Below are 18,764 nucleotides of genomic sequence, written 5' to 3'. Positions count from 1 at the left end.
GTGCGGGGCGACCGTGGGCCGGAACGGATATCCGGAGGCGGCGGTCCTCAGCTCGGAGCGACGAACCCGGACTCGTACGCCGCGATCACCGCTTGGGTGCGATCCCTCGCACCCAACTTGGCCAGTACGGCGCTGACATGGGTCTTCACCGTCTCGACACCGACCACGAGCTTGGCGGCGATCTCCGCGTTCGACAGACCACGGGCCATCAGGCGGAGCACCGCAGCCTCACGCTCGGTCAGCGATGCCCGGTCCATGGCCGCCCGCGCCTTGCTCGTGCCGTACTCGGCGGCGAGTTGCCGGACCGCCGCCGGGAACAGCAACGACTCGCCCTCTGCGATCAGGCGCACCGCATGCACGATCTCGGAGGGCCGGGCACGCTTGAGGAGGAAACCGTCCGCTCCGGCGCGCAGCGCCTCGTACACGTACTCGTCGTTCTCGAATGTGGTGACCACCAGGATCTTCGGTGGCTCCGGCACGGTCCGCAGCACCACCCGCGTCGCCTCGATGCCATCCATCAGAGGCATCCTGACGTCCATGGCCACCACGTCGGGACGCAGCTGATGCAGCAGCGGGATGACTGCGGCGCCGTCACCGGCCTCGCCCACCACCTCGATGTCGGGCTGGGCCTCAAGGACCGCACGCAGCCCCGCGCGGACGAGGGGTTCGTCATCGACCAGAAGAACGGTAACCGGCATCAGGTCAGCCTAGGCCGTTCAACGGAAGACTTGCGTGCACCCTCCATTCGCCGTCGCGCGGACCGGTCTTGGCCTTTCCGCCCAGCAGCGCGGCCCGCTCGCGGATGCCTCGCAGCCCGCTCCCACCGCCCGGCGTACCCATGGAATCAGAGAGTGGATTGGTCACCTCCATCTCCAGCCGGCCGTTCGTGATGCTGATCCGCACCCGGACGGGAACCGCGCCGGAGTGACGGAGCACATTGGTGAGGGACTCCTGAAGGATGCGGTACCCCTCGCGGGAGACCGCACCCGGAACCTGCTCCAGCGGACCGGAAAGGTCCGCATCGATCTTCGCCCCCGAACCACGAGCGGAGTCCAGAAGCCGGTCCGCTTCTGCGAGCGTCGGCTGCTGTCCCACCGGAGTCCCCGACTCGCGCAGAACCCGCAGAACCCGCTCCAGATCGTCGAGCGCCTCCCTGCCGGTCTCCTCGATCGCGGCAAGCGCTCGCTCCGTGAACTCCGGGTCCCGAGCAGCCCGTGCCGCCCCCGCCTGCACGACCGCGACCGTCAACGCGTGCCCGATGGAGTCATGCAGCTCCCGTGCGATGCGGTTGCGCTCCAGCAACTGCTCGGTGCGCTCCTCCAGAGCGGTCAGCCGTTGCACCGGCGAGGGGCCGAGGAGCCGGCGCGCGATGGCGGTGACCAGCTCGCCGCTTGCCACGACCATGGCCAGCAGCACCAGGACGGGCAGAGGTGCGAGCAGGGCGTACCACCAGTGCGGCGCCACTCCGTGGACCAGCCATTCGCCGCTCGGGCCTGCGCCCGCTGAGCTGAGGACGAGGTCGACCGCGGTCGCCAGCAGCCATACCGTTGCGAACCCCATGGCGGCGGCGAGCAGTAGCCGTATCTCCAGCCACAGTACTGTGCGCCAGCGATCTGCCCAGGTGGCCGCAGTGGTTGCGGAGATCGCGGCCTCGGGTCTGCCCCGCTCCGCAGGCGTGAGCAGGAGTTGTGCCTGGACGCCCTCGGCCAGCCGCATGCCGGGCAACAACCCCACGGGCACGGCGAAGACCATGGGAGCCCACGGCGCGTCCGTGGAGATGAAGAACCACACGCTGCAGACCGCCCCCGGGATGAGGAGATGCAACCACCGGGAGTAGGTGGCAGAGGTGGCCAGCGGGCGGAGAAGACGGAACATGCTGCCATCGTGTCAGCCCGCACGAGCCCGGCGGCTCCCCCGAGCGAGGGAGATGATCCCCACCCCCGGGGGAGGTCAGGCGCCCTCGGGAGCCGCCAGCCTGAGGACATGACCAGCATCGACGTCCATGAGCTCACAAAGGAATACGGCACAACCCGCGCCGTGGACAGCCTCACGTTCAGCGTGCGCCCCGGCCGCGTCACCGGCTTTCTCGGCCCCAACGGTGCCGGTAAGTCCACCACCATGCGTCTCGTTCTCGGCCTGGACCGGCCCACCGGCGGCACGGCCACGATCGGCGGGCAGCCCTACGCCACACTCGCAGATCCGCTGCACCGGGTGGGCGCTCTGCTCGACGCCCAGGCCGCGCACGGTTCGCGTACTGCGCGGAACCACCTGCTGGCTCTCGCGGTCAGCAATGGCATGGGGCCTCGGAGAGTGGACGAAGTCCTGGAGGAAGCAGGCCTCGGTCAGGTCGGCGGAGCGCGCATCAAGACGTTCTCGCTCGGCATGCGGCAGCGGCTGGGCATAGCGGCCGCGCTGCTCGGAGACCCGGAGATCGTGATGCTCGACGAACCGTCGAACGGACTGGATCCTGAAGGCATCATCTGGATCCGTGAGCTGATGAAACGGCTCGCCCGAGAGGGCCGCACGGTCCTGGTCTCCAGCCATCTCATGAACGAGACGTCCTCGTTCGCCGACCACCTGGTGGTTCTGGGCCGGGGGCGGCTCCTTGCGGACCTGCCGATGCAGGACTTCCTGGACTCCCGCAGCCGGCCCCGGGTGCGGGTGCGCACGACCGAGCCCACTCGGATGCACGATGTCCTGACCCGTAAGGGGTATGCGCCTGTGCGGAGTGACGACGGGCGTTGGGTCGTAGAGGGTGCCAAGGCCGGGGAGATCGGTGCGATGGCCGCCGCCGAAGGCATTGCCGTCCTTGAACTCATGGACGAACAGGCCACGTTGGAACAGGCATACCTCGACCTCACCGCAGGCGCGATGGATTTCGCGTCCGCGGCGGCCTCGTCCACCAACCAGTAGAAGGAAGCCTGACCATGTCCACCACAGCAGTGTTGCGGTCCGAGTGGATCAAGATCAGATCGGTGCGGTCCGTCATCGGATCCCTGGCAGCGGTCCTTCTCGTGACGCTCGCCGTCACAGTGCTCGCATTCGCCACCGTCGACCAGGCCGAGGCCGCCAACGCCGACACAGAGCGGCTCTTCGGTGCCTTCTACGCATTGAACTTCGGCCAGATCGCGGCGATCAGCTTCGGGGCAACCGCGATCTCGACCGAGTATCTCAACGGCGCCCTGCGGATATCGCTTGCCGCGGTGCCGCGCCGCAGCGTCTTCTACGCGGCCAAGATGGCCCTCGTCGGAGCGCCGGCTCTTGCCGTCGGTCTTGTCAGCAGCTTCAGCGCCTTTCTGGTGGGGCAGACGTTCATGGGCAAGTACGCGATCGGCCTGGGAGAGCCGGGCGCCCTGCGAGCAGCCTTCGGTGGCGGGATCTATCTCGCCCTGATGGCTCTGTTCGCGGCCGGATTGACGGTACTGCTGCGCAGCGCTGTGGCCGTGCTCAGCCTCCTCATTCCGTTCGTTCTCATCGTCTCCTTCGTGGTCGGAGACGTCGCAGACGGGGCGGCGCAGTACCTGCCGGACCGGGCGGGGCAGCTGGTGCTTCACCAGAACCCCACCGGCAGCCTGGGGCCGTGGAGCGGACTCGCGGTGACCGCCGCGTGGGCCGCGGCCGCACTGGTGGCAGGCTGGTGGGCGATCCGGCGCAGAGACGCGTAATCGGCCGCCACACGTCAGACGCCACCCCCCAGACGCCACACGCCATGTTGACGTCGATGTTCATGACCGAGTGCGGGTGGGTTGGCATCGGGCTCCGCATGGAAGAGGGGCACCCGGCTACGAGCTGATCGTTGTGCCGGGTGCGACGCCGCTGCCGCAGCCACGGCCATGTGGCATCGGTATCGAGCTGTGGGGAAGTGTCGAAGCCGTCAGGCTTCTTCGGTGGCGAGGGGGTCGTGCTCGACGGAGGCGCGGAGGCGCCCGTACTCCTCCGCCATCGTCTGAGCCGTCCAGTGGGCGTTCAGGCCACTGGGGTTGGGCAGGGCCCAGACACGGGCGCCGCCTATCGTGTGGTCCTGTGGGCCGATCCGGGCAGTCCGTCTGCCGAACGCCGTGCGGTAAGCGGTGACCCCCACGACAGCCAGCCACTGGGGTTGCAGTTGCTCGACCTTGGCTGCGAGGAGCTGTCCGCCTTCCCGGAACTCCTCGGTGGACAGCTCGTCCGCCCGTGCGGTGGCCCGGGCCACCACATTGGTGATGCCGAGGCCGTATCGCAGCAGTTCGGTCTGCTCCGCCGGCTTCAGCTGCCGAGGGGTGAAGCCCGACCGATGGAGCACCGGCCAGAAGCGGTTGCCGGGGTGGGCGAAGTGGTGGCCCGTTGCCCCCGTCATCAGGCTCGGGTTGATCCCGCAGAACAGCACGCGCAGGCCGCCCGCGACCACATCGGGAACGGTGCGGTCGCGGGCGGCCCTGAGCTCTTCGGGTGTCATCCGGCTGGGGTGGTGGCCGTCAGAGGATGGAGCCCGGCGCGTACCCGGCGGCCTCGGGGTGCTGCTTGGTGATGTCCTCGATGCGCGAGACCAGCGCGGCGACCTGGTCGCCCGCCGCCCCCGTGAAGGAGAGCTTGTCGGCCATCAGCGCGTCCAGCTGTGCGCGGTCCAGCGGGATGCGGTCGTCGGCGGCCAGCTTGTCGAGCAGTTCGTTGCGCTCGGCGCCCTGCTCGCGCATGGCCAGGGCCGACGCGACCGCGTTCTCCTTGATCGCCTCATGGGCGACCTCACGACCGACACCGGCGCGCACCGCGCCCATCAAGACCTTGGTCGTGGCAAGGAACGGCAGATAGCGGTCGAGCTCACGGGCCACAACGGCCGGGAACGCCCCGAACTCGTCGAGCACCGTCAGGAAGGTCTCCAGCAGGCCGTCGAATGCGAAGAACGCATCCGGGAGCGCCACGCGGCGGACCACGGAGCAGGACACGTCGCCCTCGTTCCACTGGTCGCCCGCCAGTTCGCCGGTCATCGACGCGTAGCCGCGCAGGATCACCATCAGACCGTTGACGCGCTCGCAGGAGCGGGTGTTCATCTTGTGAGGCATCGCGGACGAGCCGACCTGGCCCGGCTTGAAGCCCTCGGTCACCAGCTCGTGCCCGGCCATCAGACGGATCGTCTTTGCGACCGACGAGGGCGCCGCCGCCAGTTGTACGAGCGCGGTCACCACGTCGTAGTCGAGCGAGCGGGGGTAGACCTGGCCGACCGATGTGAAGGCATGGGCGAAACCGAGGTGCGCTGCGATGCGCTGCTCGAGGTCCGCGAGCTTTCCGGCGTCGCCGCCCAGCAGGTCGAGCATGTCCTGGGCCGTGCCCACGGGGCCCTTGATACCCCGTAGCGGATACCGGTCCAGCAGGTCTTCCAGTCGCCCGTAGGCCACCAGGAGCTCGTCCGCCGCGGTCGCGAAACGCTTGCCGAGCGTGGTCGCCTGGGCGGCGACGTTGTGGGAGCGGCCGGCCATGACCAGCTCGCGGTACTCGCCCGCCAGCTTGCCGAGCCGGGCCAGGACCGCGACCGTGCGGTCACGCATCAGCTCCAGGGAGAGCCGGATCTGAAGCTGTTCGACGTTCTCGGTGAGGTCCCGGGAGGTCATTCCCTTGTGGACCTGCTCGTGGCCGGCAAGGGCGTTGAACTCCTCGATCCGGGCCTTGACGTCGTGGCGGGTCACCTTCTCGCGCTCGGCGATCGAGGCCAGGTCCACCTGGTCGATGACACGTTCGTAGTCGGCGAGGGCGGCGTCCGGCACCTCGATCCCGAGGTCCTTCTGAGCGCGCAGCACCGCCAGCCACAGCCGGCGCTCCAGTTTCACCTTCTGCTCGGGGGACCAGAGGACGGCCAGCTCCGTGGAGGCGTAGCGGCCGGCCAGGACATTGGGGATGCGAGGCTTCGCAGACACAGCAGTCACGTGTCCAGAGCTTACCTGTCGTCTTCAGCGGTCGTGAGCGTCCACAAAGTCCACAAGGTTCAGGTCAGAGGCTCCTGGACCACCGTCTCACACACAGCGTGAGACACGCGTGAGACGAACCGGCCCCGGGCCGGTGATTCCAGCGCCGCCGGGGCCTTGAGACGAAACCCTTCCGATCAAGCAAGGGAGCCGACCCATGCGAGACCGTAGCCTGAGCGTCGAGCTGGGCGGCCTCCTTGCGGCTGCCCTCGAAGCGCTGGCCAGGCCCGCGCCGGCCACAAGAAGACGTCCGCCCGCATTCCGACCGCGTCGTGCACGCTCGGGTCGCCCCGCACCAGGTTCAGCAAGGCGCTTCGGTCGGTCTGCGGACTGCCTGCGGGCCCGTCGTGCCGGGCACCCCTCCCGTGTGCTGCCACTGGGGTACTGCGGGGAAGGAGCCGGTAGGCCGATGAGTGCGCCGGGCACCGTAGCGGTGCCGACCTTTCGCCACGAACCCACAGGGCCATCCCCTCGCGTCAACGTCCTGTGCGCCGGACTCCGGCAGCTGCCGCGGACTCAGTCCCGAGCCTCGCGGAACCGCTTCACCACCTCGCCCGCGCTCACCGCCAGGACCCCCATGGCCGCCAGGGTGTAGAAGAACTGCGGGGCCTGCCAGCCACCGTTGGCGTCGGACAGAAAGGCCGGGTTGAACAGCTCCTGCCGATGCAGGACCCACGCGAGCGGCAGCGCGAAGGCTGCCTCGGCGCCGCTGCTCCATGCCGCCAGCGAACGCGTCCACACCCGCACCGCCCGGATCGTGTCGAGTGTCACGAGGCCGACGAGCCCGGCCAGGATCGGCCAGATCCATCCCGACCACAGGCTCGGGTCGAGTACGTCGAGGCGTGTGCCGCCGTCGGTCCGGTACGGCTGCGCGGTGTGCTGCCAGACGATCAGGGCGATCAGCAGCGCGTGCCACACCACCCGGGCGTAGGCCGCCGCGCCACGCTTCCGCGGCACGTCGCGGTCGGGCAGGTCGTCGGGCGTCCAGGCTCCGCCGACCGCGCCGGGCCGCTTGCCGGACCGCTCGATCAGGGCGAACACCACGGTGAGCCAGGCAATCATCTGGGCGCCGACGGTGAGCACCGCCCCGACGGCCCCGCCGATCACCTCGCCGACCCCCTGGCCGTCCAGGACGTCGAGCACCGCGCTCATGGCGGTGACCACCGGCAGCACGGTGGAGAGCAGGACCGTGAGGAGTCGTACGTACGTCGGGTAGAGCTCGGGCCCGATCAGTGCGAGCGGCCGGCCCGCGTACCGGGCGGCGAGCCGGATCGGGTCGCCCATCTCGGTGAGCACCCCGCGCTCGGCGGTCGCCGGGTCGGCCGGGCCGCGGGCCTCGACGGTGTCGGCGATCGTGGCGCGCAGCTCGTCGGCCACGTCGCCGCGCTGGTCGGTCGGGATGCGCCGGACGACCTCCACCACGTATCGGTCGGTCAGCGTGCCGGTGCCGGACGCATGCAACTTGCTCAACGGTCCCCCTTGGTCAGTCGCGATATCGAGGCGCCGAGGTTCTGCCATTCGCGCAGCAGTCCGGTGCGAACCCGGGCGCCCTCGGGGCTGACCCGGTAGAACTTGCGCGGTCTGGACTCGTCGGTGTTCCACTCACTGATGAGCAACCCCTGCTTCTCCAGGCGGCGCAGCAGCGGATAGAGGGTGTTGCCGTCGACGGCGATCCCGGCATCACCGAGCGTTTCCACGAGCGCGTAGCCGTACCGCGGCTCCTCCAGGAGTGCCAGGCAGGCCAAGACGACCGTGCCGCGGGGTAGCTCCTGGGCCTGGCTGAGGACCAGTTCAGCGGTGCCCACGCGTGGCACAACACTGTGTGGCACACATTAATGTCACGCCACGGTATTGAGGTGCTCTGGAGATTGAGAGGCTCTGGAGACCGACCCTGTGGCTTCGCCGCGAACCCACGGGCCCACCCCCTGGCATCAGGGCATCGGACGCTGGGGTTCTCGCTGAGAACCCTCCAGATGTCGTGAACGCGCGGGGAAACTAGGGGACTCGGGGGGTGATGCTGGTGATCTCGCGTATTCAACTGTCGCCAGTTCTCGGGCGAAACGGGGACGGCCGTGACGGTGCGTGCTCTCCCAGGGGGTTCCGGTGGCGAGGGTGGACCTGTCCCGAGCCTGTTGCGGCCGGTGCCGCCGTGCCCCGCTCGGCGGCTTGTCCGCTCTCGGTCCTCAGCTGCTGATCTTCTCGGCAACGCTGCACGAGATCGGGTTCCGCCGGGGTTGGGAACATCGGCCACAGCCGCTCCGCCAGAGGACGGTCGGCGACGCTATCGTTGCTCCGCATGACCCACACCGAGATCGAGATCACAGCGGAGTTGGTTCGGGACCTGCTGCGTGACCAGCACCCCGACCTGGCCGATCACCCCGTGAAGCTCGGCGCGCGTGGTTGGGACAACCAGCTGTGGCGGCTCGGCGACGACCTCGCCGTCCGGCTGCCCTGGGCGACGCAGTCTGCGGACGCGCTGCTCCGCAAGGAGCACGCCTGGCTGCCCGCCCTCGCCCCGCACCTTCCGCTGCCGATCCCTGTCCCGCAGCGCCTCGGTGAGCCCTCCGAGCGGTTTCCGCGGCCCTGGATCGTCACCACCTGGGTGCCGGGCGAGCCCGCAGACCGCGCCCCCGCCACACGCACCGCGGAGGCGGCCGACACCTTGGCCGCCTTCCTGACGGCTCTTCACCGCCCCGCCCCCGATGGGGCGCCCGTCGGCCGAGGCCGCGGGGGGCCACTGGCCGACCATGCCGAGGGGTTCGCCAAGCAGCTCGCCTCGGTCACCGAGCTGGGGCTGATCCCCGACCCGGACGCCGTCCGCGCGGTCTGGGAAGACGCCGCCGCCGCGCCCGACTGGGCGGGCCCGGCACTGTGGCTCCATGGCGACCTGCATCCGGCCAACGTTCTCACCGCGGACGGCACCTTCTGCGGCGTGATCGACTTCGGTGACCTCTTCGCAGGCGATCCGGCCTGCGACCTCGCCGCCCCTTGGGTACTGCTGCCGGACGGCGCCGCCGACCGCTTCTATGGGGCCTACCAGCCGACCCCGGACGACGCGACCTTGCGTCGCGCACGCGGCTGGGCGGTGCTGCGCGCCCTCGCCTGCATCTTCATCGGAGATGCCGGCGTCCACGGCCGCCCCGGCGGCAAGCCCACCTGGGGCCCACCCGCCCACGCCACGCTGCGACGCCTCGTCGCAACGGCCCGCTGAACGAACGCACCGAGCAGGTCGCCGGAGCAAGGCGGGCCTTGATGCTCCTGGTCGGCTCCCGTACTAGCTCCTCGTGGAACCCAGCCGGTTGGCGACCGTTGGTGACCTCCGGCGGCGTAGCGGCTTCGCTCGTTGTGGGAGAGCGGGGCTGTCCGGCGGGCCTGCGGGGGCGGCAGCCGGAAGCGCCGGGGGAGTGTGGTGGTCGGGCACCACAGCAGGTCCGGTGGTCGGGCACCACCGCAGGAAGGGCGGGGCGGTGTTCCGGTTGTGCTCGTCGTGTTCGACGTGCCAGCGGTCAATGTCGTCCTTGCGGCATGGGGTGAGGGTCAGGTCGTGATCGATGAGCCGGTTGAGGATGGGAGCCGGTCACGTTGAAGACGGCGTCGGCGTCGCGGTAGAAGATGCCGATCAGGGCAGAGGCGTAGGGCGATTCGGCATTGACGCAGATCAGACCATTTCCGGCGGGCCTGTCGTCGATGTCCCGGACGAGATCACCTGGCCGCGCACCGCGGCCTCCTCTCTGCCCGAGCCGACCCCCGCCCCCTGACCCGGCGCACGCAGCATCGGGAGCGCCCACCACTGTCTTCTTCGTGCAGCCCGGCCCTCGTACGGCATGCGCTGGTCCCGGTGAACAGTGCGAGTTCACCGGGCATCGGGCCGCCTGCCCGCGTACGGTGGGCCCGCCCCCGCGCCCCGTCCGCCGTGGTGAGGACGGGTGCGAGTAATGGGGACAGCTACGGCATGGGAGGAAGAACGGCATGACGGAGGCCACTGCGAGCGAGCTGAACGAGCGGGTGCTGGGACGCAGGTGGACGGTGCGCCTGGACGCTGCTGGTCGTGGCAGTGCGGCGGTGCGCGTCTCGTGCAGCCGCCCCTCCTGCGCCGAGCAGCGTCTGCCGTCCGCGTCCGCCGGCCGTGCGGCCGCAGTCGCCCACCTCAAGGCCCACCTGCGGGCCGCTCCCGAGCCTCGGGCCGAGGTGTACTGCGCGTGCCGGGCCGAAAGCTGCCGCATGCACATCCGTCCCGCCGACCGGCAGACGCATGCCCAGCCCTGGCGGTGCGGCGGGGCGGTCGTCCTGGCCGTGGTCACCGACCGGGAAGGACGCTGGTGGCAGGCCCTGGAGTGCTGTTCACGCTGTGCGGCCGCCGCGCCCGGTGCACAGGTTGTCGCTACTGCTCGGGCCGCTTCCGGCCCGCCGGCCGGTACCCCGGATACCGCCGACCGCCCGTCGACCGCTCCTGCCGGCGCGCCCCAGTTCTCCGACCGTCCCCCGCCCGCGGCCGGCCCGCGGGAAGTACCGGTCCCCCGCTCCGCGCCGACGCGGCGCCGCCATCCGCACGGGAAGATCGCGCAGCGGGTCATCCCCCACGATCTGCAGCCCGTTGTCCTGCGGGACGAACTCGTCGAGCTCGGTGAGCTCTTCCGTTCCTACCAGCAGCGCACCGAACCCGACCTGGCGCTGCTCGCCGATCTCCAGGAACGAAAGGCACGCGCTTTCACCACCTGGGCCAATGTCAACGGCGACGTCAATCTGCGGCTTGAGGCCCGGCGCGCCGAGCAGGCCGCCACCGCCGCCCGCTTTCAGCACCAGCAGCGCACCGGTTGCAGTACAGACAGCGATGGGCCGGCGGTGCCCCGGCTGCTGACCATGCCGACGCAATGGGAACACGCACGCTCCGTCCTCGCTCACGTGGCCGACCACAGTCCGCTGCCCGGCCTGGAGGCACGGCTGCTGGTGGTGATGCTGACCCTGCGTACCGCGCACACCGGCGCCGGCAACCTCGTCGGGCAGGACGTCACCGCGCTGGGTCTGGTTGATCCGGAGGACCTGGTCGAGAAACTGACCGGCTGCGGCTGGCTGTGCATCCCCGGCACCGTCGGTGACCTGCTCGCCTCCCGTCCCGAGAACCCCACCCCGGTCACCGTCCCGTCGCTGGTGGCCCGGGGGGACGGGACGGGCCCGTTCACGTTCGGCAAGAAGATGCGGCCCAAGCTCAGCGGGTGGGCCCAGAGAGCCGTCTCGGACAAGAAGCTCCGCAAGACCAAGGCCACCGCAGGTGCCCGGCTGCTCGCCCTGACGCTGGCCACCCGGACCAGCGCCCCCGGACGGCTCGGCCCCGGTGGAAGGGGCGTCCCCCTGGACTCGCTCGCCGCCTGGTGCCCGGTGGGTCCCGGTGAGCTGCAGCACCTGGTCGACCAGCTGACCGCAGCGGACTGGCTCGCCGAAGCCGCCGTCACTGACACCCACCTTATTGGGCAGCTGACCGAACGCGTCCTGCCGTTCACCTGTCCCCTTCCCTAGCCGGACCAGGCCGGTCGGGCCGGTCGGGCCGACCGGCGAAACGCGGACACAGCATCGTCGGTCAGCCGGTCAGCCGGTCAGCCGTCAGCGGTCAGCCCGCTCAGCTCGGGCGCGGCGCGGCGCAGCAGCCTCGCCCGCCGCGGCCTGACTGCGGCGCAGAATGCGGGCCGTCCCGATCGGGACCCGGGCGTTGTCCGGGTCCGGAGCGGTCTCGGTCTCGGGTGTGCGGCGGCTGAGCTCGCGCGGTTCTGCCACTCCACTGCCTGTGCGATGGCCGGGTCCGCCCGGCGCGACAGTGCGGCCTGGCAGTGCCCGGCGACGGCCGCGGTGAGGATGTCGTCCCACCGTGCGCGCAACCAGCGGCCGAATTCGGAAGTTGTGCCGGCATGGCATGGCATGGCATGCCATGGAAAGCGAAGACTTCCTCGAAGCGCTGCGTGGTCGCTGAAGCTGCCCGGCGGGCAGCAGCTGCAAAGCGCATCGACCCTGCCCGCCGCGGACGCCCCGCCCTCACCGACCCACTCGTCACCTTCGCGAACATCCCAGGGGGAGAGGCACAGGCTTCCATCCACTTCCTGCATGCCCAGGGCCGCCACCGGTCGGCTGCCTCCGAGTTGCGAAGCCGGGTTTCCTCCACCCGAGGGTGGCCTTACGCGCTCGAACCGGTTGAAGGCCGTATGCCGTCCTCACGCCCTCACAACCGGCCTGCGCTGTTCTGGTCGGACATCACCCCCTACGTCACCTTCCGGCTCGACACGGACAAGCGGCTCGACCTCGCCCTGTCGGCTTCTGTGCAGCGCCCGCGCGGGGCGGCGGAGGCCGCCGCCCCGGCGACGGGACGAGTCAGCGCCGGGCTGTGGGGGCCGGGGCGGCACCCGCCGGGCGTGTGTCGGCCCGGCCGCGGACGGCGGACAGGAGCGCGGCGAGGGCCATGATGCCCGTCATGGCGTAGAAGGTCGTGCTCAATCCGTCGGTGAAGGCAGTGGCGTCCGGCCCGTGCAGGCTGGTGGTGCCGACGAAGATGGCGAAGGCCGTGCTGCGGGGGATGGAGTGTGCTGCGACCAGGATGGCGGTGGTGAAGGAGAACACCATGCCGATGCTTGCGGACGTCCTGAGCACGCCGGAGGCGATTCCCAGGCGCTCGGGCGGGGCTGCCTTCATCACCGCGGAGCTGTTGGCCGCGTAGAAGAGGCCGCCACCGATCATGATCACCGCGTTGCCGATCGCGGGCAGCCAGAGCGAGCTGGTCGTGGTCATCTGGGCGAAGACGACGAGTGCAATGACCGAGATGCCCAGCCCGGCGGTCGCCGGGATCGCTGGGCCGAGCCGGTCGGCGACTTGCCCCGCGTACGGGCTCACAGCCGCGCCGAGCACGTAGCCGGGGACCATCAGCATGGACGCGGTGATCGGGCTCAGCCCCCGTGGACCCTGCAAATACATGATCACCAGGAAGAGCACTGCGAAGCTCCCGAGGCCCTGCAAGAGCGAGGCCAGCAGTGCGGGCGTCACCCTCGGAATGCGGAACAGCGACAGGTCCAGGGTCGGTTCCTTGTGCCGCAGCTCGATGAACACGAACACCACCAGCAGCACCAGGCCCCCGGCCAGGTAGGCCAGGTGAGTTGCGTTCAGAGGCTCGGCGGCCAGACCGGTCATGGCCCACAGCACGCCGAACAGGCCCAGCCCCAGGGTGATCATGCCCAGCGTGTCGAACCGCCGGCGGTTCCGCTTGCTGCGGTCTTGCAGTACCCGCGCGGCCAGGACCAGCGCGGTCAGGCCGATCGGCAGGTTGATCCAGAAGATCCAGCGCCAGGAGACGTAGGTCACGATGACGCCGCCGAGCAGTACGCCGAGCACGGAACCCAGCGAGAAACCGAGGGCGTTGAAACCGTAGGCGCGGCCGCGTTCCTCGGGCGGGTAGAGCTCGGAGACGATCGCGCCGCTGTTGGCGGCGATCAGCGCGGCACCGAGCCCTTGTACGACGCGGAATCCGATGATGGCCGGCGCGTTCCAGGCCAGCGCGCACAGCACCGAACCAAGCACGAAGATGACGAAACCCGCCTCGTACATGCGCACCCGGCCGAACATGTCGCCGAGTCGGCCCAGTTGCGTGGCCAGCACGGTGACGACCAGGAGGTAGCTCACGACCACCCATGTGACCGAGGCCAGCGAGACGTTCAAGTCCTCTTGGATGGCGGGCAGTGCGAGGACCACGATCGTGCTGTCGACCGCCGAGATGAGCACGCCGATCATTACTACGAGCATGCCGAGCCCGCGCCGTGGAGGGCTGTGCGCCTCCGGGACGCGGCCGGGCGCCGCCGCGTCACTCACCATCGCTGCCCCCGAGCCCTTCGGTAAGACCCGCTCGTCACTCATGCGCTTCCCTCCTTCCCCGGCTGGTCCTGGGGAGCCTGAAGGCTCCACAGCCGCCCGTCCGGGTCGCGCACGGTCATCAACCGGGTCCCGAAGTGCGTGTCCTCGAACCGAGTGACCACCTCGACGGCAGGGTCAGGGCGAAACGCGTCCGCGTCGGCCACCCTCAGCACCAGCTGCATCTGCGGCTGCCGATCTGCGGGCACCTCGGCGATGAACAGCGAGGGGCCATCGCCATTGCGCAGCTGGCCGGAGCTGTGGTCCGTCTCGAACTCCAGCTCAAATCCCAGCGCCTGGAAGAACCGCGCCGCCTTGCCCCAGTTGTGGGTCTCCATGAACACGGCCTCGATACCTTCGGTCGCCATCTCAGACCTCCTCCTCATTCGATCGCTCTGGTTCTTGCCGGGTGTCGTCGAGGTAGGCGCGCAGCGCCTCGGCAACCAGTGCCGACAGCGACAGCTCCTTCTCGATGGCACGATGCTTGACCTGCTTGATCAGTCCGATCGGCAGGTACACGTTGAACTGCTTCACATCATCGTCTCCCACGGCAAGCATGCTAGCAAACTAAATCACTAGGATGCTGACCGTGATTTCGGCCAACGGCTCTACGACGAGCGGGAGAAGACCGTCCGGCAGATCGCCGACTTGCTCGGCGTGCCGCGGTCGACGGTGTACGGCCACCTCGACAAGGCCGGGGCCGTGCCCCGCCGGGCGGCGAAACCGTGTCCGACCCGTCGCGGACATCCCGCCCGGGCCGGCTGTACGTGCCCCTTCTGCTGAGCCTCGTGGGCTTACGGACCGCTGAGGTCTGCGGTATGCGCTGGACGGACGTCGATCTGAAGCTGTCGACCCTCGAGACGGCCGGTACCCGGACCGTGGTCGGGAACAAGACCGTTCCGGAGGAGGACGCCAAGACATTGGCGGGTGAGCGCGTCCTGCCGTTGCCGGCAAGGCCGCAGAGGCCCTCAAGACGTTCCGCGCGCGGCAGGCTCGCGAGAGGCTCGGCGCGGGCGGGGGCCGTACGGACTCCGGGTACGTGGCGGTGGACGGGCTGGGCGAGCCGTTGGACACACGGCACCTCCGCGAGCACGCCTACCGGCTCGTGCGTGAGCTGGAGATGCGAGGGGTGCGACTCTGCGGCGCGCGGCACTCGTGCCTCGGCTGCCTCGCCGTGAACGGTGTGCGGGACGTCGTCCTCGCCACCTGGGCGTTGCTACCTGGGAGGGGCACCCGAACGCGGCCTTCACGAGGGCCAGGTACGTCCACGTGGAAGTCGACACCTGCGGGCGGCCGCGGCTGCGGCTGCGGTTGCGTGGGACGCCCCCACGGGGCCGTGCCGACCGGTGGTGAGAATCTGTGAGGGGTGATCAGTAGTTGATCTACCGGAAGCGCTCTGACCCGGGTCTATCTGTTCTTGTGCAGACGCGTGCAGAACAGCGTCGAGACTCTGCTGGCGGTGTGTCGGGGCCGGCGCCGTGGTCCGGTCTGCGGGTTGCTACGAGAGCGGAGGCGCGTCCACCCGGCGCCACGTGGCCACCGGGCCGGGGTCGCGGGCGTCCTCGGGGGTGACCCAGAACGCCCTGCTCAGTTCCGCGCTGTACTGGGCGCCCGTCCGCCCGTCGCCGGACGAGCGGCCGGTCAGACGGCGGCCGATCCATGGCAGCAGATGGCGGCGGGCGAAGCGGAGGTCGTCGACGCGTCGTATCGCCCACCTCGGGGGCACGGCGGTCGGGAGCGGCGTGCGCCAGTCGCTCTCCTGCGGCAGCCCCAGCGTCTGCCAGACCGCCTCGGCAACCCTGTGGTGCCCGTCGGCCGTCAGATGGAGCCGGTCGACGTCCCACAGCCGGGGATCGCCCAGGGCCGGCGCTCCGTAAAGGTCGACGACCAGCGCACCGTGGCGGGCAGCCAACTCGTCGATCAAGGAGAACAACTCCTCCATCCGCGGGCGGAAGCGTTCCATCACCGGGCCGTTGCGGCCGGGGCTGCGCATGAGCACAAGCTGTCTGCACGACGGAGCGAGACGTTCCACGGCCTCTTCGAGCCGTCCCCGGACCATGCCCATGTCGCACTTGGGTCGCAGCGTGTCGTTGAGACCGCCGACGAGCGTGATGACATCCGGCCGCATGGCGGCCGCCACGTCGACCTGTTCGTCGACGATCTGGCCGATCAGCTTGCCCCGTACAGCGAGATTCGCGTAGCGGAACCCCGGCGCACGGACCGCGAGCCGTCCGGCGAGGACATCGGCCCAGCCCCGGTACGAGCCGTCGGACAGCAGGTCCGACATGCCCTCGGTGAACGAGTCGCCGACCGCGACAAGGCTGGTGTAGGAGGCATTCATTTCCATGGCGATGCGATCGTATCGCGGTGAGGGCCGCCCCCTTCCGGCGAAGTCCGGGAGCGGCGGCCCTTCCGCGAGAGGGAGCGCGGCATGCCCCCGCGCCGCGCCCCCGAAGCCTGTCAGGCATGCCTGCGGCTGGATCGTCACCGCCCGCCGCGCCCCCGGCGGCCCCGCTCATCGATCAGCGCGGCTGCGGCCGGCCCACCAGTTCCCGCAGCACGTCCTCCATCGTGACCATGCCGGCCAGTCGGCCGTCCTCGTCCAGCACCGCCGCCAAGTGCGTACGGCTGCGCCGCAGCGCGGTCAGTACGTCGTCGAGCGGTGTGGCGGCCCGCACCCGGGCGATCGGCCGCATCGCAGTGACGGGGAACGGCACATCGCGCGGTGCGGCGTCCAGGGCGTCCTTCACATGGAGATAGCCCAGGATCCGCTCCTCGCTGTCCATCACCGGAAAGCGCGAGAAACCGGTCTCGTAGGAGAGCTGTTCCAATTGCTCCGGCGTCGTTCCGATCCTGGCGTACACCACCCGCTCCACCGGCATCACCACATCCCGCACCGGGCGTCGGCCCAGCTCAAGGGCGTGGTGCAGCCGCTGGGCGGCGCGGTCGTCGACCAGCCCCGCGTCCCCGGCGTCCTTCACCAGCCGGGCCAGTTCGTCGTCGGAGAACGTGGCGGACACCTCGTCCTTCGTCTCGACCCGCAGGAGTTTCAACAGCGTGTTGGCGAAGGTGTTGACCGTGAAGATCACCGGGCGCAATGTCCTGGCGAGGGTCACCAGTGGCGGCCCGAGCAGCAGAGCCGCCCGCACCGGTTCGGCGAGGGCGATGTTCTTCGGCACCATTTCGCCCAGCAGCATGTGCAGGTACGTCGCCAGGGACAGTGCGATCACGAACGAGATCGGGTGGATCAGTCCCTGCGGCACACCCACCGCGTCGAAGGCGGGCTCCAGCAGGTGCGCGATGGCCGGTTCGGCGACGATGCCGAGGACCAGGGTGCAGAGGGTGATGCCCAGCTGCGCCGCCGCGAGCAGCGCCGATACGTGTTCGAGGCCCCAGACGACGCTCCGCGCCCGCCGGTTCCCGGCCTCGGCCTCGGGCTCGATCTGGCTGCGGCGTACGGAGATCAACGCGAACTCCGCGCCGACGAAGAAGGCGTTGACGACCAGGGTCATCGCTCCGATGAAGAGCTGGACGGCGATCATCGTGCGTCCTCCGTCAGCTCGTCGCAGTCGTCGGGCAGCGGCGCATGCAGCAGGGCCCGCGCGGCACGGCGCCCGGAGGCGTCCACCACATCGACCCGCCAGCCGGCCAGCTCGAACGAATCACCCACGGCAGGTATGCGGCCGACCTCGGTGGCGACGAGTCCGGCGAGCGTCTCGTACGGTCCGTCCGGCACCCGCAGTCCGATCCTCTTCAGCTGGTCGATGCGGGCGGCGCCGTCGGCCGACCACAGGGTCCGTCCGTCGGCGTCCTCGCCGGCCGGCGCCAGGTCCGTCGTCTCGTGCGGGTCGTGCTCGTCGCGCACCTCGCCGACCACCTCCTCGACGATGTCCTCCAGAGTCACGACCCCGGCCGTGCCGCCGTACTCGTCGATGACGACGGCCATGGCGAGCTTCCCGGACAGCCGGTCCAGGAGCCGGTCCACGGTGAGGGTCTCCGGTACGAGCAGGGGCTCGCGCAGCATCTCCGAGACGCGTGTACGGGGCCGCTGCTCGGCCGGGACGGCCAGCACGTCCTTGATGTGCGCCACACCGACGACGGTGTCGAGGCTGCCCCGGTAGACGGGGAAGCGGGACAGGCCGGTCGCCCGGGTGGCGTTCGCCACGTCCTCGGCGGTCGCCTGCACCTCCAGCGCGGTGACCTGCACCCGCGGTGTCATGACGTTCTCCGCCGTGAGTTCCGCCAGGTTGAGCGTGCGGACGAACAGCTCCGCGGTGTCCGCCTCCAGCGCACCCGCCTTCGCCGAGTGCCGGGCCAGCGCCACCAGCTCCTGCGGGCTGCGCGCGGAGGCCAGCTCCTCGGCGGGCTCCAGGCCGAAACGGCGCACGATCCGGTTCGCGGTGTTGTTGAGGTGGCTGATGAACGGCCGGAACACGGCGGTGAAGGCCCGCTGCGGGGTCGCCACGACCTTCGCCATGGCGAGCGGGGACGAGATGGCCCAGTTCTTCGGGACGAGCTCGCCGACGACCATCAGGAACACGGTGGACAGGGCGGTTCCCAGGACCAGGGCCACCGAGGACGCCACGCCCGGTGACAGGCCCACGGCCTCCACCGGACCGCGGATCAGCTTCGCGATGGACGGTTCGGAGAGCATGCCGACCACCAGGTTGGTGACGGTGATGCCGAGCTGTGCGCCGGAGAGCTGGAAGGTGAGGCTGCGTACGGCCTTCATGGCGCTCGCCGCGCCGCGCTCACCCCGTTCCACAGCCCGTTGGAGCTGCCCGCGCTCGACGGTCGTCAGGGAGAATTCGGCTGCGACAAAGGCCCCGCAGGCGAGCGAGAGCAGCACTGCCACGAGCAGCAGAAGCACTTCGGTCATCGGTTCACCTCCGTCCCATGATCGGGCAGGGGCGGGAGGATCGCTCGATGTCGGAGCTGTCGACTACT

Annotated in this window: 16 protein-coding genes and 1 pseudogene; 5 read left to right on the top strand and 12 right to left on the bottom strand. The window is 70.0% G+C overall.

Annotation, left to right across the window (positions count from 1 at the left end; translation table 11 throughout):
* Positions 1-47: 47 nt before the first annotated feature.
* Both ACIOMQ_RS37885 and ACIOMQ_RS37880 read right to left on the bottom strand, forming a co-directional pair.
* Complete coding sequence (locus ACIOMQ_RS37885; protein WP_362211163.1) at positions 48-698, bottom strand: response regulator transcription factor; 651 nt, start codon at positions 696-698, stop codon at positions 48-50.
* Between the two features lie 4 nt (positions 699-702).
* The gene (locus ACIOMQ_RS37880) at positions 703-1,875 is read right to left on the bottom strand and encodes a histidine kinase (protein ID WP_362211166.1); all 1,173 of its coding nucleotides are present in this window, start codon (positions 1,873-1,875) and stop codon (positions 703-705) included.
* Positions 1,876-1,983: 108 nt separating this feature from the next.
* On the opposite strand from ACIOMQ_RS37880, the gene ACIOMQ_RS37875 reads away from it, so the two are divergent.
* Together ACIOMQ_RS37875 and ACIOMQ_RS37870 are read left to right on the top strand one after the other, a co-directional pair.
* A complete protein-coding gene (locus ACIOMQ_RS37875) occupies positions 1,984-2,913 on the top strand; it encodes an ATP-binding cassette domain-containing protein (protein WP_362211169.1) in 930 nt (309 codons plus the stop codon).
* A gap of 14 nt (positions 2,914-2,927) precedes the next feature.
* Complete coding sequence (locus tag ACIOMQ_RS37870) at positions 2,928-3,665, top strand: ABC transporter permease (protein WP_401266760.1); 738 nt, start codon at positions 2,928-2,930, stop codon at positions 3,663-3,665.
* 209 nt (positions 3,666-3,874) lie between these two features.
* On the opposite strand, the gene mug is transcribed toward ACIOMQ_RS37870, so the two are convergent.
* The 4 genes from mug to ACIOMQ_RS37850 form a co-directional block, all read right to left on the bottom strand.
* Positions 3,875-4,435, bottom strand: coding sequence for a G/U mismatch-specific DNA glycosylase (mug, locus tag ACIOMQ_RS37865; protein WP_402192326.1), 561 nt, complete (start codon positions 4,433-4,435; stop codon positions 3,875-3,877).
* A 19-nt stretch (positions 4,436-4,454) separates the two neighbouring features.
* Positions 4,455-5,897 (bottom strand): adenylosuccinate lyase, encoded by a 1,443-nt coding sequence (gene purB / locus ACIOMQ_RS37860; protein WP_362211178.1) that lies wholly within the window; start codon positions 5,895-5,897, stop codon positions 4,455-4,457.
* A gap of 555 nt (positions 5,898-6,452) precedes the next feature.
* Positions 6,453-7,406 carry a hypothetical protein gene (locus ACIOMQ_RS37855; RefSeq protein ID WP_402192324.1) on the bottom strand — a complete coding sequence of 318 codons (954 nt, stop codon included), beginning with the start codon at positions 7,404-7,406 and terminating at the stop codon, positions 6,453-6,455.
* Positions 7,403-7,741 (bottom strand): PadR family transcriptional regulator, encoded by a 339-nt coding sequence (locus ACIOMQ_RS37850; protein ID WP_402192322.1) that lies wholly within the window; start codon positions 7,739-7,741, stop codon positions 7,403-7,405. The genes ACIOMQ_RS37855 and ACIOMQ_RS37850 overlap by 4 nt, the downstream gene beginning before the upstream one ends.
* A gap of 491 nt (positions 7,742-8,232) precedes the next feature.
* Between ACIOMQ_RS37850 and ACIOMQ_RS37845 the strand changes: the two genes are divergently transcribed.
* Together ACIOMQ_RS37845 and ACIOMQ_RS37840 are read left to right on the top strand one after the other, a co-directional pair.
* The gene (locus ACIOMQ_RS37845; protein WP_402192320.1) at positions 8,233-9,147 is read left to right on the top strand and encodes an aminoglycoside phosphotransferase family protein; all 915 of its coding nucleotides are present in this window, start codon (positions 8,233-8,235) and stop codon (positions 9,145-9,147) included.
* 758 nt (positions 9,148-9,905) lie between these two features.
* The gene (locus ACIOMQ_RS37840) at positions 9,906-11,450 is read left to right on the top strand and encodes a hypothetical protein (RefSeq protein ID WP_402192317.1); all 1,545 of its coding nucleotides are present in this window, start codon (positions 9,906-9,908) and stop codon (positions 11,448-11,450) included.
* A gap of 843 nt (positions 11,451-12,293) precedes the next feature.
* Here the strand turns inward: ACIOMQ_RS37840 and ACIOMQ_RS37835 are convergent.
* From ACIOMQ_RS37835 to ACIOMQ_RS37825, 3 genes are read right to left on the bottom strand one after another with little or no spacing between them, the layout of a single operon-like run.
* On the bottom strand, positions 12,294-13,823 hold the full coding sequence (locus ACIOMQ_RS37835) for an MFS transporter (RefSeq protein ID WP_401266778.1): 1,530 nt from the start codon (positions 13,821-13,823) through the stop codon (positions 12,294-12,296).
* A complete protein-coding gene (locus ACIOMQ_RS37830; RefSeq protein ID WP_362209973.1) occupies positions 13,820-14,185 on the bottom strand; it encodes a VOC family protein in 366 nt (121 codons plus the stop codon). Before ACIOMQ_RS37830 ends, ACIOMQ_RS37835 begins: the two co-directional genes overlap by 4 nt.
* Position 14,186: 1 nt before the next feature.
* Positions 14,187-14,366: a CopG family transcriptional regulator gene (locus ACIOMQ_RS37825; RefSeq protein WP_362209976.1), complete on the bottom strand. Its 180-nt coding sequence runs from the start codon at positions 14,364-14,366 to the stop codon at positions 14,187-14,189.
* Between the two features lie 63 nt (positions 14,367-14,429).
* Here ACIOMQ_RS37825 and ACIOMQ_RS37820 point away from each other — a divergent pair.
* Positions 14,430-14,600 (top strand): annotated as a pseudogene (locus tag ACIOMQ_RS37820) (ArsR family transcriptional regulator); the annotation flags it as partial.
* 715 nt (positions 14,601-15,315) lie between these two features.
* On the opposite strand, the gene ACIOMQ_RS37815 reads toward ACIOMQ_RS37820, so the two are convergent.
* The 3 genes from ACIOMQ_RS37815 to ACIOMQ_RS37805 form a co-directional block, all read right to left on the bottom strand.
* Entirely contained in the window at positions 15,316-16,164 is an 849-nt protein-coding gene (locus ACIOMQ_RS37815) for an SGNH/GDSL hydrolase family protein (protein WP_362209979.1), read from the bottom strand.
* Between the two features lie 175 nt (positions 16,165-16,339).
* Positions 16,340-17,359 (bottom strand): hemolysin family protein, encoded by a 1,020-nt coding sequence (locus ACIOMQ_RS37810; protein ID WP_362209982.1) that lies wholly within the window; start codon positions 17,357-17,359, stop codon positions 16,340-16,342.
* Positions 17,356-18,696, bottom strand: coding sequence for a hemolysin family protein (locus ACIOMQ_RS37805; protein ID WP_362209985.1), 1,341 nt, complete (start codon positions 18,694-18,696; stop codon positions 17,356-17,358). The genes ACIOMQ_RS37810 and ACIOMQ_RS37805 overlap by 4 nt, the downstream gene beginning before the upstream one ends.
* Between the last annotated feature and the right edge of the window lie 68 nt (positions 18,697-18,764).

The organism is Streptomyces sp. NPDC087845 (genome assembly GCF_044742755.1).
Classification (GTDB): Bacteria; Actinomycetota; Actinomycetes; order Streptomycetales; family Streptomycetaceae; genus Streptomyces.
Note: the sequence above shows the minus strand (reverse complement) of the source record. Positions and strands in the feature narration are given on the sequence as shown.

Coding starts and splice junctions, on each gene's coding strand:
- ACIOMQ_RS37880 (WP_362211166.1), bottom strand. CDS start 1,875: ATGTTCCGTCTTCTCCGCCCGCTGGCCACCTCTGCCACCTACTCCCGG.
- ACIOMQ_RS37830 (WP_362209973.1), bottom strand. CDS start 14,185: ATGGCGACCGAAGGTATCGAGGCCGTGTTCATGGAGACCCACAACTGG.
- ACIOMQ_RS37835 (WP_401266778.1), bottom strand. CDS start 13,823: ATGAGTGACGAGCGGGTCTTACCGAAGGGCTCGGGGGCAGCGATGGTG.
- ACIOMQ_RS37810 (WP_362209982.1), bottom strand. CDS start 17,359: ATGATCGCCGTCCAGCTCTTCATCGGAGCGATGACCCTGGTCGTCAAC.
- ACIOMQ_RS37815 (WP_362209979.1), bottom strand. CDS start 16,164: ATGGAAATGAATGCCTCCTACACCAGCCTTGTCGCGGTCGGCGACTCG.
- mug (WP_402192326.1), bottom strand. CDS start 4,435: ATGACACCCGAAGAGCTCAGGGCCGCCCGCGACCGCACCGTTCCCGAT.
- ACIOMQ_RS37845 (WP_402192320.1), top strand. CDS start 8,233: ATGACCCACACCGAGATCGAGATCACAGCGGAGTTGGTTCGGGACCTG.
- ACIOMQ_RS37870 (WP_401266760.1), top strand. CDS start 2,928: ATGTCCACCACAGCAGTGTTGCGGTCCGAGTGGATCAAGATCAGATCG.
- ACIOMQ_RS37885 (WP_362211163.1), bottom strand. CDS start 698: ATGCCGGTTACCGTTCTTCTGGTCGATGACGAACCCCTCGTCCGCGCG.
- ACIOMQ_RS37805 (WP_362209985.1), bottom strand. CDS start 18,696: ATGACCGAAGTGCTTCTGCTGCTCGTGGCAGTGCTGCTCTCGCTCGCC.
- ACIOMQ_RS37840 (WP_402192317.1), top strand. CDS start 9,906: ATGACGGAGGCCACTGCGAGCGAGCTGAACGAGCGGGTGCTGGGACGC.
- ACIOMQ_RS37875 (WP_362211169.1), top strand. CDS start 1,984: ATGACCAGCATCGACGTCCATGAGCTCACAAAGGAATACGGCACAACC.